General features: G+C 56.1%; 13 protein-coding genes. 3 read left to right on the top strand and 10 right to left on the bottom strand.

Translation table 11 applies throughout. The features are described from left to right. Positions 1–28: 28 nt before the first annotated feature. The 5 genes from ACFQ14_RS16085 to gyrA form a co-directional block, all read right to left on the bottom strand. Positions 29–505 (bottom strand): peptidylprolyl isomerase, encoded by a 477-nt coding sequence (locus ACFQ14_RS16085; RefSeq protein WP_377213780.1) that lies wholly within the window; start codon positions 503–505, stop codon positions 29–31. Positions 506–545: 40 nt separating this feature from the next. Continuing rightward, entirely contained in the window at positions 546–1,088 is a 543-nt protein-coding gene (locus tag ACFQ14_RS16080; protein WP_377213779.1) for a peptidylprolyl isomerase, read from the bottom strand. A 24-nt stretch (positions 1,089–1,112) separates the two neighbouring features. After that, on the bottom strand, positions 1,113–1,613 hold the full coding sequence (gene coaD, locus ACFQ14_RS16075) for a pantetheine-phosphate adenylyltransferase (RefSeq protein ID WP_377213778.1): 501 nt from the start codon (positions 1,611–1,613) through the stop codon (positions 1,113–1,115). A 69-nt stretch (positions 1,614–1,682) separates the two neighbouring features. Then, complete coding sequence (locus tag ACFQ14_RS16070) at positions 1,683–2,303, bottom strand: LysE family translocator (RefSeq protein WP_377213777.1); 621 nt, start codon at positions 2,301–2,303, stop codon at positions 1,683–1,685. Positions 2,304–2,309: 6 nt separating this feature from the next. Further along, the gene (gene gyrA / locus ACFQ14_RS16065; protein WP_377213961.1) at positions 2,310–5,051 is read right to left on the bottom strand and encodes a DNA gyrase subunit A; all 2,742 of its coding nucleotides are present in this window, start codon (positions 5,049–5,051) and stop codon (positions 2,310–2,312) included. Between the two features lie 507 nt (positions 5,052–5,558). On the opposite strand from gyrA, the gene ACFQ14_RS16060 reads away from it, so the two are divergent. Continuing rightward, complete coding sequence (locus tag ACFQ14_RS16060) at positions 5,559–6,191, top strand: MarC family protein (protein ID WP_377213776.1); 633 nt, start codon at positions 5,559–5,561, stop codon at positions 6,189–6,191. Here ACFQ14_RS16060 and ACFQ14_RS16055 read toward each other — a convergent pair. The 5 genes from ACFQ14_RS16055 to ssb all read right to left on the bottom strand — a co-directional run bounded on the left by ACFQ14_RS16055 (position 6,188) and on the right by ssb (position 9,719). After that, positions 6,188–6,553: a hypothetical protein gene (locus ACFQ14_RS16055; RefSeq protein WP_377213775.1), complete on the bottom strand. Its 366-nt coding sequence runs from the start codon at positions 6,551–6,553 to the stop codon at positions 6,188–6,190. The genes ACFQ14_RS16060 and ACFQ14_RS16055 overlap by 4 nt on opposite strands. Positions 6,554–6,871: 318 nt before the next feature. Next, complete coding sequence (locus tag ACFQ14_RS16050; RefSeq protein ID WP_377213774.1) at positions 6,872–7,285, bottom strand: VOC family protein; 414 nt, start codon at positions 7,283–7,285, stop codon at positions 6,872–6,874. Further along, positions 7,282–8,511, bottom strand: a complete 1,230-nt coding sequence (locus tag ACFQ14_RS16045; RefSeq protein WP_377213773.1) for a benzoate/H(+) symporter BenE family transporter — start codon at positions 8,509–8,511, stop codon at positions 7,282–7,284. The genes ACFQ14_RS16050 and ACFQ14_RS16045 overlap by 4 nt, the downstream gene beginning before the upstream one ends. Further along, positions 8,508–9,176 (bottom strand): thiaminase II, encoded by a 669-nt coding sequence (gene tenA / locus ACFQ14_RS16040; RefSeq protein ID WP_377213772.1) that lies wholly within the window; start codon positions 9,174–9,176, stop codon positions 8,508–8,510. The genes ACFQ14_RS16045 and tenA overlap by 4 nt, the downstream gene beginning before the upstream one ends. 33 nt (positions 9,177–9,209) lie before the next feature. Then, entirely contained in the window at positions 9,210–9,719 is a 510-nt protein-coding gene (gene ssb, locus ACFQ14_RS16035) for a single-stranded DNA-binding protein (protein ID WP_377213771.1), read from the bottom strand. 297 nt (positions 9,720–10,016) lie between these two features. On the opposite strand from ssb, the gene uvrA reads away from it, so the two are divergent. Together uvrA and ACFQ14_RS16025 are read left to right on the top strand one after the other, a co-directional pair. Continuing rightward, positions 10,017–12,980, top strand: a complete 2,964-nt coding sequence (gene uvrA / locus ACFQ14_RS16030) for an excinuclease ABC subunit UvrA (protein WP_377213770.1) — start codon at positions 10,017–10,019, stop codon at positions 12,978–12,980. Between the two features lie 264 nt (positions 12,981–13,244). Then, positions 13,245–13,394 (top strand): DUF1127 domain-containing protein, encoded by a 150-nt coding sequence (locus ACFQ14_RS16025; protein ID WP_377213769.1) that lies wholly within the window; start codon positions 13,245–13,247, stop codon positions 13,392–13,394. Positions 13,395–13,476: the final 82 nt, after the last annotated feature.

Raw genomic sequence — 13,476 nt, 5'->3', positions numbered from 1 at the left:
CCTCAATCGTTCATGATGGAGACGCCAACTATTCAACGTCGGCGGCAACCTTCATCGTGTTGATCTGGTCAGGATTGCGAACAGGCTCACCGCGGGCAAACTTGTCGACATTTTCCATGCCTTCGATCACGCGGCCCCAAGCGGTGTATTGTTTGTCGAGGAAACGCACATCATCAAAGCAAATGAAGAACTGCGAATTGGCGCTGTCTGGGCTTTGCGAACGGGCCATGGAGCACACGCCACGGACATGCGGCTCGTCGTTGAATTCGGCCTTCAGGTTCGGCTTGTCGGAACCGCCGGTGCCGGTGCCCGTCGGGTCGCCGCCCTGCGCCATGAAGTCGTCGATCACACGGTGGAAGACAACGCCGTCGTAGAAGCCTTCGCGGGCCAGTTCTTTGATATGTTTTACATGGTTTGGCGCGATCTCTGGCAGGCATTCGATCACAACCATGCCCTTGCTTGTGTCCATGAGAAGTGTGTTTTCTGGGTCTTTATAATCCGCCACGGGAAATCCTTTTGATGTCTTTTTAGAGTTGTTTTGAAAGTTACAGCTTATCGGCCGTGCGCATTTGCACGATCGTGTCAGGATTATCGACAGTGCCGTTGGCTGCGCGTGATCCCTTTTTGATTTGGTCAACATGTTCCATGCCTTCAAGCACCTGGCCGAAAACTGTGTATTGGCCGTTCAAGAACGACCCATCGTCGAACATGATGAAGAATTGCGAGTTTGCGCTATCAGGGTTTTGCGAGCGTGCCATGCCGAGTGTGCCGCGCACGAAGGCCTTGTTTGAAAACTCTTCCTTCAAGTCGGGCAGTTTGGAGCCGCCAGTGCCGTTGCCGAGCGGGTCGCCAGTTTGCGCCATGAAGCCTTCGATCACGCGGTGGAATTTTAGACCGTCATAGAAGCCTTCATTCGCCAGCGTTTTGATGCGCTCCACATGATTGGGTGCAACGTCTGGCAAAAGCTCAATCTTCACGTCGCCCGTTTTCAATTTCAGGACGAGTGTGTTTTCCGGCTCAGCCGCAAAGGCGGTGAAGGAAACGGTTATACCAAACAGCAAAGCTGCGATGGATGAAAGTATGCGCATAGGTAACTCCAGATTGTTGGCGGCTTATGCCTTAGCCAGTTTCTCGCGCAAAGCCCGTTCCACAACTTCCGGCACAAAATGTGACGTATCCCCCCCCATTTTGGCGATCTGTCGCACCAAAGTGGCGGTGATGGGCCGTGTTTCCGGGCTGGAGGGCAGGAAGATGGTCTGGATTTCACCTGCCATAATGCCGTTCATTCCGGCCATCTGCATTTCGTAATCGAGATCGGAACCATCGCGCAGGCCACGAATGAGCAGACTGGCGTTCGCGGACTTTGCAGCATCAACGACCAAATTATCGAACGTCGCGACCGACACCCGTTTGCCCAATTCGACGCCCTGCTCTGCCAACACGTGCTCGATCAGCGTTTGACGCTCCTCATAGCTGAACAAGCCGACTTTTGATGCGTGCGTGCCGATGGCGATGATCACATGGTCGGCAACAGCAAGCGCTTGGAGCAGAATATCGAGATGACCGTTGGTGAACGGATCGAAGGAACCGGGGTAATAAGCTGTGCGGGCCATGAGAGCATCCGAATTGTTGAGCCGCATTGGCTTAATCGTTTTTAGCCGCGTCGCAAAGGTTTGCGCGGTTTACGAATTGCGTGTGAGGCCCAGCCAAAGGCCACCGCCCATCATGAATGTGCCACCAAGGACTTCCGTTGTGCGGATGTTGCGTTTGGTCAGTGCGTTGCCTGCCGAGCCAGCCGCGAAGGCGTAGAGCGAGTCGATGATGGTGGCGACCACCATGAAAATCCCACCCAGAAGCAGAGTTTGCGCGATGGCGCTGCCTTCAAGCGACAGCACCTGCGGGATGCCTGCGCCGAAAAGCAGCAAAGCCTTGGGGTTTGACCAGATCACCAAAAAGCCCTGCCAAAAGAACGAACCGTTCGGCTTCTTACGCTCGCCTTGCGTAAGCGAACCATCGGACCGCAGCAGCTTCCAGCCGAGCCATACAAGATACGCAGCACCGATTAAGCGCAACCAATCGAACAAGAAGGCGAGTGAGGTCGTGATGTAGTCCAGGCCAAAAGCAACCACCGCTAGCATGATGAGCAGACCCGCTTGCGTGCCTGCAACGTTCAAAAGGCCTGCTCGTGCGCCTGAGCGGAGGGAATTGGCGATGATGACCGTAACCGTTGGCCCCGGCACCGCAACAAGCGCTATGCAGCCCAGCGTGTAGGCGATCAAGATGGGCCATTCGATGCCAAGCACGGTACGCTATCCTTCGGTTTCAGGAGGTGTGTCGCTCGCCGGACCATTGGAGCCATCAGCATCGGGTATTTCTGCAATGTCTCCGGCTTCGACCTCGTCATCCTCTTCCGGCTCGCTGATGCGTTCGACGGAAACAACCTGTTCGTCGGGCGCGGTCTTGAACACCGTCACGCCTTTGGACGCACGGCTGGCGATACGGATGTTATCGACAGGCACCCGGATCAATTGTCCGGCATTGGAGACGAGCATGATTTGATCAGCGTCGTCGATTGGGAACGCAGCTACCAACTTGCCAATTTCGTCCATCTTGGACTGGTCAGTCGCCTTTATGCCTTTGCCGCCGCGTCCGGCGATGCGGAAGTCGTAAGACGAAGAACGTTTGCCAAAACCTTTTTCGCTGATCGTAAGAATGAACTGTTCCGCCGCGCTCATTTGGGCGTAGCGTTCAACGGAAAGCGCCGCTTCTTCTGCGCCTTCCTCGTCATCTACGGCTACAACATCCACATCAGCGTCTTCGCCCTCGACAGCACGACGTGCGGCGGCAGCCTGTTTCAAATAGGCAACCCGTTCGCTTGCTTCAGCATCGAAGTGGCGCATGATCGCCATCGAGATGATTTCATCGCCTTTCCCCAAGCGAATGCCGCGCACGCCGACTGAATTACGGCCCGTAAACACCCGCACATCGTCCACACGGAAGCGAATGACCTGCCCAAGCGCTGTCGTCAGCAACACATCGTCGTCTTCCGAGCAGGTGAAAACATCGACGATTCCGTCGTCATCTTCCAGCTTCATGGCGATCTTGCCGTTTCGGTTCACCTGAACGAAATCCGACAGTTTATTGCGCCGCACGGTGCCCGCCTTGGTGGCGAACATTACGTCCAGCGTCTGCCAGCTATCTTCATCCTCCGGCAGAGGCATGATCGTCGTAATACGCTCGTCGGCTTCCAACGGTAGCAGGTTCACGAGCGCCTTGCCCCGCGCTTGCGGCGCAGCAAGTGGCAGTTTCCAGACCTTCATCTTGTAGGCGATGCCGCGCGACGAGAAGAACAGGACGGGCGTGTGCGTGTTGGCCACAAACAATTGCGTGACGAAATCCTCGTCTTTCGTGGACATGCCCGAACGGCCTTTGCCACCCCGGCGCTGTGCACGGTATGTCGCCAGTGGCACACGCTTGATATAACCGCCGTGACTGACGGTCACGACCATGTCTTCGCGGGCGATTAGGTCCTCGTCGTCCATGTCGAAGCCGCCGTCGAGAATCTCGGTGCGACGCGGCGTGGCGAATTCATCGCGGACAGCGATCAACTCGTTTTTGACAATTTCCTGAACACGGGCGCGGGAGGACAAGATATCCAGGTAGTCTTTGATCTCTTCGCCAATTTTATTGAGTTCATCGGCGATTTCATCACGGCCCAGTGCGGTGAGGCGCTGCAAACGCAGGTCAAGGATTGCGCGGGCCTGTTCCTCGGAAAGAATATAGGTGCCATCGCTTTCATCGACCTGATATTTCGGATCATCAATCAGAGCGATCAACGGCGCGACGTCTTTTGCGGGCCAACGGCGCGTCATCAGTTGTTCGCGGGCCGTGGCCGGATCAGGGGCACTGCGGATAAGCGCAATCACTTCATCAATATTGGCAACGGCGATCGCCAAGCCGACCAAGATATGAGCGCGATTGCGCACCTTATTGAGAAGGAATTTCGTCCTTCTTGTAACAACTTCTTCGCGAAAGCTAACAAACGCTCTTAACATATCAAAGAGCGTCATTTGCTCAGGCTTGCCGCCGTTCAACGCCACCAGATTGCAGCCAAAGGACGTTTGCAACGGGGTGAAACGATACAGCTGGTTCAGCACCACATCTGCGACCGCATCGCGGCGCAATTCGATGACAACGCGATAGCCATCACGGTCGGATTCGTCGCGAACGTCAGAGATTCCCTCAATGCGCTTGTCACGCACCAATTCGGCAATTTTCTCCAGCATGGAGGCCTTGTTCACCTGATACGGTATCTCGGTGATGATAATGGCTTCCCGCTCGCCCTTGAACGGTTCGATATTGACCTTTGCACGCATCAAAACAGAGCCGCGGCCCGTCTCGTAAGCCGAACGAATTCCAGAGCGTCCCAAAATCATGCCGCCAGTCGGGAAGTCAGGGCCGGGAACGATTTCGAGCAAGCGCTCAAACGTCAGCGCCGGATCGTCTATCAATTCCAGACACGCATCCACCACTTCGCCCAGATTGTGAGGCGGGATGTTGGTTGCCATGCCAACGGCAATGCCGCCAGCGCCGTTGACCAGTAAATTCGGGAACCGTGCGGGCAGAACCATTGGTTCCTGCTCGCGGCCGTCGTAGTTGGCCTGAAAATCAACAGTTTCTTTGTCGATGTCAGCCAGCAACTCGCTGGATACTTTTTCCAAGCGACACTCGGTATAACGCATCGCGGCGGCTTTATCGCCGTCGATAGAGCCGAAATTGCCCTGCCCATCGATCAGGGGCGCACGCATGGCGAAATCCTGCGCCATACGCACCAAAGCATCGTATATGGAGGAATCGCCGTGAGGGTGAAATTTACCCATCACCTCACCGATCACACCGGCAGATTTTCGGTAGCCTTTGTTATACTCAAGGCCCATTTCGTGCATCGCATAAAGGATGCGGCGGTGAACGGGTTTCAGTCCATCGCGCACATCTGGCAGCGCACGGCTGACGATCACGCTCATGGCGTAGTCGAGATAGGAACGCTGCATCTCAGCAACGATGGAAATTGGTTCTATGTGGTCGGACCCGCGGCCAGAACCGGAGGCATCGGAACTATTCCCGCCGCTGCCGCTTCCGCCGTCACCGCCGCCGGATGAGGCCTGATCTGAACCATTTTCTTCGCGATCGGAATCTTCTGGAATGGAGGTATCGTCGATCAAGGGATCACCGCTGTTTTCAAAAACGCTTTGGAATGAAACGTGTCTGGTTAAAACCGAATAGAAAGCACCCGCAGAATCGCCAGCACCAAGAGTGTTAAAACTAGCCCAACCGGCCACAGATCACAAATTTGAGAACAAATGAACGCGCCATTTTTCATCATATTTTCAGTGTCTTAGGGGCGCTATCCACCGATGCGAAACTAATTGCTCCACCGCATCGCCGTTACGACCAATATTTGAGCAAATTAAGTGGTTGGCGCACGGTTGCGTGGTGTTGTGCCGCGCTACTGCGCATGTTTGTGTGTGGCGGTTCTGATAACGGTATTTTTGTACAAGATGATCGAATTTGACGCCCTACTGAACGCCTTTACGACGTATTTCGTGACCATTGATCCGCCGGGACTGGCCGCGATTTTTCTCGGCCTGACGGCAGGCATGACGCAGGCGGAACGGGCTGTGGTGGCCCTGCGCGGGACTCTTATCGGCCTGGCTATCCTGCTGGCGTTTCTGTTCATCGGGCGTGCCATTTTGGATGTTCTGGGCATTTCGATGCCGGCTTTTCGCGTGGCAGGCGGTTTGCTGTTGTTCTACATCGCGTTTGAGATGGTATTTGAAAAACGTGCCCAACGTCAGAATGAGACGGCAAAGCGCATCGTCACGAGAGCGGATTTGCAGTCGATTGCAGTTTTCCCTCTCGCGATCCCCCTAATCGCCGGCCCCGGCGCGATTTCGGCTTCCATATTGTTGGCAGCCGAAGCGACTTCCGTTGTCGAACTCTCTGTTCCTCTGATTGCATTGGTTGCAAACGGTGTGCTGCTTTATCTTGCCTTTCGCCTTGCGCCGAAAGTGGACGCGCTGATGGGCGAGACTGGCCGACTTATCTTGTCACGTCTGCTTGGCATTTTGTTGTCGGCGCTCGCAGTTCAGTTTGTGGCCGATGGTGTTTTGGCGCTCGTAAAGGCAGGCTAGTCGGAAAGCTTCACACGCATTGTCTTGCCACTAAAGCCGTGAACGCTGTCACCTGCGCGAACGATCACCTCATCGACACCTTCGGGAATGACGATGCCGGATTTGTTGCGCGTGAAGGGCTGTTCTTCCACATGGGGGTGGGCCAACACTCGGGTGGCAATCACTTGGCCGTTGGGCGCCAGCACCTGCCAGGAATTCGCATAATGTTCCCAGCCTTCGTCGCCGTGGGCGACAGTCACCCGAAAGCGCCACGAACCGTCGCTGGCTTGGACCTTTGACACACCAACCACGTCCGCCCCTTCAGCGAGCGCCACGCAGGGCAGCGATAAGGCGAACATTAATCCAGTCACAGTTTTCATCATCGCAAATGCGTCCTTGTTTCTAGGCTTGTGCTTTTGGTTGAACCGGCCAAGCGGTTGCCTCCGGCTTGCCATCTGCATAGCACGGGAAAGGCGGCCAGCGGGTGAAGCTGGTTACATTTTGTGGTGAATGGCCCGCCCCATCAAAACAGACGGACACGGACAGAGGATCAAAATATTGCGCTCGGCTCAAAAAAGGTGATCTACGCCGATATGCTTACGGGCCTGACTGCGGTCTGGCACAGCTATCCTTTTGGCGTTGGAGACAAAAGGTTGTTCTTGTCTAGCCGGATCGCGGCGCGAAGAGGCCGAACAAGCAGGCTATACCGCCATCGGATGACCGTCTGCGAATTGCACCAAGTCCCAGAGATTTCCGTAGAAATCGCGAAATACGGCAACCGTTCCGTAATCCATCTCCATCGGGTCGCGATCAAATGCTATTCCAGCTTGTTTCATGGCCCCAAAATCACGCGCGAAATCGTCGGTAGCAAGAAACAGGAACACTCTTCCACCTGACTGATTGCCGATGAAAGCCTCTTGTTCTGGTTTTGATGCGCGGGCGAGCAGCAGTGTGGATCCGCGAGACCCGCGCGGACGCACAACCACCCATCGTTTGTCTTGCTCGGCTTGGTATGTGTCTTCCACCAATTCAAAGCCCAATTTTCCACAATAGAATGCAAGCGCTTCGTCGTAATCTCGAACGACCAGCGCGATGTGGGCAATTTCTTGTCTCATGTTGCACCCTTTCGGTAAGCATTGAGCAGCCAGTAGACCAGTCCACCCGCGACCAGCCCCCAAAACGCGCCCGATATGCCCAACAGAGTTATGCCAGAAGCGGCGGTGAGAAATGTTACGCCAGCCGCCTCTCGATCTTGCGCGGGCGCGAAGGCTTCTCCCGCGCTTGCCAACAGGGTGGGCACAAGCGCAAGGCCAGCGACCGTTGCTATCAGTGATGCAGGCGCGATGAGCAAAAGGCCAGCAATCGGTCCCGCCAGCAAGCCCATCAAAATGTAGCCCAGCCCCGCAATCAGAGCGGCCCAATAGCGTCTGCTCCGATCGGGGTGAACATCTTCACCACAGCACATAGACGCTACAATGGCTGATAAATTGGAGGGGATCGCACCAAAGGGCGCACTGAGAAGGCTGATCACCCCCGTATCGCGCACCAAAGCCCCTGCCCGCACATCGTACCCGTTTACCGCCAGCACGGCGATTCCAGGGATATTTTGCGAGGCCATCGTGACGACATAGACCGGCAAGGCCACAGAAATGATTGATGATAGGGAGAATATCGGCGCGATGGGCTGAAGGCTTGGAAATAGCTCAATGCGAGCGCCTTGTGCCAGCTCCGGCGCTCCAGTGATACCGCTCGCCAAGACGGCGGCAAAGACGATGAGCGCAACTGGCACGGCGAAAAGCCGTTTGACGCGCAGTGCGATAGCCCAAGCCGCGATGATCGGCAGCGCAGCAAATAGCATCTCAGCGGCTGCGCGAAACGGCGCAAGGCAAAGCGGCAGCAAAATGCCCGCCAGCATCGCATTGGCCAGCGGCCGGGGTATGCGCTTGATCGCTTCACCTATCGGTTTCACCAATCCGGTGACGTTGATCAGTAAGGCGCAGATGATGAAGGCACCAATGGCTTCGTTGTAACCTCCAGCCAGAACAGGCGCACCGATGAGAAGTGCTGCGCCCGGCGTGGACCAGGCAACAGATATGGGCGCGCGGTGGCGAAGTGCGAACCAGACGCCGCACAGGCCCATCGCAAGACTTGCTGCCAACAGGCCTGTCGCCGCCTGTGCAGGTGTTGCGCCCAAGGCCGCAAGTGCAGCCAACACGATGGCGAAAGACGATGAAAAGCCGACGATTGACGCCAGGACGCCCATTGTGAAGGCGGAGGCCGAAAAGTCGGCCAGAAGCGAATGCGGCTGTGTATCCGTCGGCGGAAGCGGCGTTGCGCTCACTTCTCGTCCTGCTCGGCGTCCAGACCCATTTGCCAGAAATCGGCTTCAAGCAATGTGGCTTGCGAGAACAAGTGCTTCAACCGCGGATAGCGGTTTTCGGTCAGCATATCGACTGCGAGTGCATCAAGGTTAGCGATGCTGGCGGCCATGATTTCCTGATACCCGTCAGAGGCGTATTCGGCTATCCATTCGGCGTATGGGTTGTCCGGCGTCGCATGCTTTTGCAGTGCCTTACCAATTTCGCCGTAGCCGATCATGCACGGCGCCAGGGCGGCATAGAGGTCCAGCAGATCCCCCGCCTGCCCAGCATCCAGAACAAAGCGGGTATAGGCGATGGTTTGTGGCTTTTCCGGCGTGGTTTCCAGATCGACGGTAGACAGCCCCCACTTTGCACAGAGTCGAACGTGCAGATCCATCTCGACGTCCAAAATGGCTTTGAGCCCGTCCAGACCCGCACGCATTTCACTCAGCGAGCGCGCTTTGTAAGTTGCCAGAGCGTAGGCCCGAGCGAACTGGATTAGAAACAGATAGTCCTGAACCAGATAGTCGCGAAATGCGGCTTCGGGCAAGCTGCCATCACCCATGCCGCGCACGAATGCATGGTGGGTGTAGCTGCACCATTCATCGGCACAATCTGTCTTGAGGCGTTGGAACAGCGAGGTCATGGAATGGCTGCCCGGCAAATCTGTTGACTGGCCCTAGAAAGGGATTTCGTCGTCGATTTCGCCGCCGCCGCCAAAGCCACCGCCCTGGTTGCCGCCGCCACCTTGACCACCGCCATAGCCGCCACCTGCTGGTGGTCCATCCAATTGACCGCCGCCGCCATAACCGCCGCTCATCTGATCGCCGCCTTGGTTGCGGCCGCCGAGCATCGTCAGCACCCCAGTGTAAGGCTGGAGCACAACTTCGGTTGTGTATTTGTCATTACCATTCTGGTCTTGCCATTTGCGGGTCTGCAAATTGCCTTCAAGATAAACGGTCGTGCCCTTTTTCACGTATTGCTCGATGACCTTGTTCAGCCCGTCGTTGAAACAAACAACACGGTGCCATTCGGTCTTTTCACGGCGCTCGCCAGTGTTCTTGTCGCGCCAGGATTCCGACGTGGCTACGGACATGTTGGCAATTGCCTTGCCGTCCTGCGTGCGGCGGATTTCCGGGTCCGCTCCCAAATTGCCTACTAGAATGACCTTATTTACACTGCCTGCCATCTCAATCGCTCCTGAAGATTGGTCGTTTGTATTCCTGATACCTTGATGGTGATGAAAGCGCCGCTCGAACCTTTATGCAAACTTGGTTTTCCACCGTTTTCAAACGATTGCCCTCTCAGAATGTTCACTATACGTTCTCGTCGAGGGGACTTCAAGCCCCTTGATTCGACCTGTGGATGCAATCGGGTGCGACAGGATTGACCTTGCTTGCACAGGTCACGGGTTTAAGTGTGTTGCTTGCCCGTTCCCGCCGTCGCCCCGCGCCTGACGAGCCGATCCAATCTGCAAGGAAATTCCATGGCCGCCCGCAAATCTGCAAAGCGCATCGACGATAAGTTCATTTCAGTTCGCGGTGCGCGGGAACACAACCTCAAGAACGTCGATATCGACCTGCCCCGCGACAGCCTGATCGTGATGACTGGCTTGTCCGGTTCCGGCAAGTCGTCGCTCGCTTTTGACACCATTTATGCTGAGGGCCAGCGGCGCTATGTCGAGAGCCTGTCGGCCTATGCCCGTCAGTTTTTGGAGATGATGCAAAAGCCTGACGTAGATCAGATCGACGGCCTGTCGCCCGCCATTTCGATCGAACAAAAAACAACGTCGAAAAACCCGCGTTCGACCGTCGGCACGGTTACCGAGATTTATGACTATATGCGTCTGCTCTTTGCGCGGGTCGGCATTCCCTATTCACCCGCAACCGGCCTTCCGATCGAAAGCCAGACTGTTAGCCAGATGGTTGATCGCGTCATGGAGCTTGAGGAAGGCACCCGCCTCTACCTGCTGGCGCCCATCGTTCAGGGCCGCAAAGGCGAATACCGAAAGGAACTCGCGGAGCTGATGAAAAAGGGCTTTCAGCGGGTGAAAATTGACGGCGAGTTTTACGAAATTGCCGATGCGCCGACGCTGGACAAGAAGTACAAGCACGATATCGATGTTGTTGTGGACCGCGTTGTCGTGCGCGACGATATCACAACACGGCTGGCAGATTCGTTGGAGACGGCACTGCGGCTCACCGACGGCATGGCGGTTGCAGAATTGGCCGACAAGCCCCTGCCCGCTGATGAAACCGCCGCCGGTGGTTCAAAGAACAAGAGCGCCAACGAGACGCATGAACGACTGATCTTCTCCGAGAAATTCGCCTGCCCTGTCTCTGGCTTCACCATTCCGGAAATCGAACCGCGGCTTTTTTCGTTCAACAATCCGTTCGGCGCGTGCCCCACCTGCGATGGTCTTGGCACGCAGCAGACGATGGACCGTGATCTTGTGGTGCCGCTCGGAGATGTGGCGCTGAACAAGGGCGCGATTGTGCCCTGGTCAAAATCCAGTAATCCGTCCCCCTATTACGCGCAAACATTGCAGGCGCTTGGCAAAGTCTACGGCTTTAAACTCACGAGCAAATGGAACGACTTGTCGGAAGAGGCGCAGGACGCGGTGCTGTATGGCACGGGCAAAAAGACCATCAATTTCGTCTATGACGATGGCTTGCGCACCTACAAGACGTCCAAGCCGTTCGAGGGCGTTATCGGCAATCTGGAACGGCGCTGGCGTGAGACGGACAGCGCGTGGATGCGCGAAGAGATTGAGAAATTCATGTCGCGCAAGCCCTGCTCCGTCTGCATGGGCTATCGGTTGAAGCCGGAATCCATGGCTGTGCGCATCGCGCAGTTGCATGTGGGCCAAGTCTCGGAAATGTCGATCCGCGAGGCGAATGTCTGGTTTGAAGAACTGCCCAAAAGTCTGACCGACAAGCAGATGGAAATCGCCGGGCGGATTTTGAAAGAAATCCGCGAGCGGTTGCGCTTCCTCAATGATGTGGGGCTGGATTACCTTACACTCTCGCGCAATTCTGGCACATTGTCGGGCGGCGAAAGCCAGCGCATCCGCTTGGCTTCGCAGATCGGTTCAGGCCTGACTGGCGTGCTGTACGTTCTCGACGAGCCGTCCATCGGCCTGCACCAGCGCGACAATGCTCGCCTGCTGGAAACGCTGCGCCACCTGCGCGATCTCGGCAATACGGTGATCGTGGTCGAACATGACGAGGATGCCATCCTGACCGCTGACCATGTGGTTGATATCGGCCCTCTGGCGGGTATCCACGGCGGTGAGATAATCGCGCAGGGCACGCCCAAGGACATCATGAAATCGAAGAAATCGCTTACAGGGCAGTATCTTTCGGGCAAACTGTCAGTGGATGTTCCGCGCCAGCGGCGCAAGATCAACAAGCAGCGCAAGATCAAGGTCATCGGCGCTTCCGGCAACAATCTCAAAAACGTCGATGCGGAGATCCCGCTGGGCACGTTCACCGCAGTTACGGGCGTTTCCGGCGGGGGCAAATCCACGTTTTTGATTGAAACGCTCTACAAGGCTGCCTCGCGCCACATCAATAAATCCCGCTCCGTTCCAGCTCCCTACAAGAGCATCGAAGGGATGGAACATCTCGACAAAATCATCGACATTGACCAGTCCCCCATCGGGCGGACACCGCGTTCCAATCCCGCGACCTATACCGGCGCATTCACCCCCATCCGCGAGTGGTTCGCCGGATTGCCGGAAGCAAAAGTGCGCGGTTATCAGCCTGGTCGCTTCTCGTTCAACGTCAAAGGTGGACGCTGCGAGGCATGCCAAGGCGATGGCGTGATTAAGATCGAAATGCACTTTCTGCCGGACGTCTATGTTACCTGCGATGTGTGCAAGGGCAAACGCTACAACCGCGAAACGCTTGAGGTGCAGTTCAAGGGCAAGTCCATCGCTGATGTGCTGGATATGACCGTCGAGGAAGGCTGCGAGTTCTTCGCCGCAGTCCCTGCCGTGCGCGACAAGATGCTAACGCTTCAACGGGTTGGCCTCGACTACATCAAGATTGGCCAGCAGGCGACAACGCTTTCCGGCGGCGAAGCGCAGCGGGTGAAACTGGCGAAAGAACTATCCAAACGCGCCACTGGCCGCACACTCTACATTTTGGATGAACCGACGACCGGCCTGCATTTTCACGACGTCGCCAAACTGCTGGAAGTGCTGCACGAATTGGTTGATACCGGAAACACGGTGGCTGTTATTGAGCACAATCTCGAAGTCATAAAAACTGCTGACTGGATTCTGGATCTCGGCCCTGAAGGCGGCGATGGCGGTGGCGAATTGGTGGCCGCCGGGCGGCCAGAAGATGTGGTGAACGAGAAGCGCTCTTACACAGGCCATTTCCTGAAGGAATTGCTAGAGCGTCGCCCTGGTGCAGGATCGGACGCGTTGCAAGCGGCTGAATGATCTAAACTGTAAGGGCGAACGTTGCGCTGACCGCAAACGCGGCGGTGGTAAGGCAGGTAAATCTCGGTTTTGCCGCTTTCTTTACGTTTTGGTAAGAGTTGCGTCAGAAGTAAGACAGCGCATGCGTGAAACGCATAGCTCAGTTGCAGTCTTTGCGCTCGTCGTTTTCGCTTTTCGGGCCTAAATGAGGGTCAACGAAACACAGCGTTTCGAAACAATGATCTCCCCCATCGGGCTTGATGCCCAAAGCAGAAAGTTAGAACCATGGATATCTTCAACACTGTCCGCACCTGGAACCGCGTTCGCCAGACACGCAACGAGCTTTACAGCCTGTCCAACCGCGAGCTCGACGATCTGGGCATTTCGCGCGGCGACATTCCGTTCATCGCAAAGCGTGCTTCCAGCAAGCGCTAATCACTGATTACCGTCTCGACGATCCGTTCCTCCCACGGCATCCAGACGGAGGATCAGCAGAGCAATAATCGGCGCTTCCTCC

It is taken from the genome of Pseudahrensia aquimaris, assembly GCF_042676045.1.
Taxonomy (GTDB): Bacteria; Pseudomonadota; Alphaproteobacteria; order Rhizobiales; family Rhizobiaceae; genus Pseudahrensia; species Pseudahrensia aquimaris.
The sequence above is the reverse complement of the archived record's forward strand: the minus strand, read 5'-3'. Positions and strand labels throughout refer to the sequence as shown.

Coding starts and splice junctions, on each gene's coding strand:
- ACFQ14_RS16080 (WP_377213779.1), bottom strand. CDS start 1,088: ATGCGCATACTTTCATCCATCGCAGCTTTGCTGTTTGGTATAACCGTT.
- coaD (WP_377213778.1), bottom strand. CDS start 1,613: ATGGCCCGCACAGCTTATTACCCCGGTTCCTTCGATCCGTTCACCAAC.
- gyrA (WP_377213961.1), bottom strand. CDS start 5,051: ATGCAGCGTTCCTATCTCGACTACGCCATGAGCGTGATCGTCAGCCGT.
- ACFQ14_RS16060 (WP_377213776.1), top strand. CDS start 5,559: ATGATCGAATTTGACGCCCTACTGAACGCCTTTACGACGTATTTCGTG.
- ACFQ14_RS16055 (WP_377213775.1), bottom strand. CDS start 6,553: ATGATGAAAACTGTGACTGGATTAATGTTCGCCTTATCGCTGCCCTGC.
- ACFQ14_RS16050 (WP_377213774.1), bottom strand. CDS start 7,285: ATGAGACAAGAAATTGCCCACATCGCGCTGGTCGTTCGAGATTACGAC.
- tenA (WP_377213772.1), bottom strand. CDS start 9,176: ATGACCTCGCTGTTCCAACGCCTCAAGACAGATTGTGCCGATGAATGG.
- ssb (WP_377213771.1), bottom strand. CDS start 9,719: ATGGCAGGCAGTGTAAATAAGGTCATTCTAGTAGGCAATTTGGGAGCG.
- uvrA (WP_377213770.1), top strand. CDS start 10,017: ATGGCCGCCCGCAAATCTGCAAAGCGCATCGACGATAAGTTCATTTCA.
- ACFQ14_RS16025 (WP_377213769.1), top strand. CDS start 13,245: ATGGATATCTTCAACACTGTCCGCACCTGGAACCGCGTTCGCCAGACA.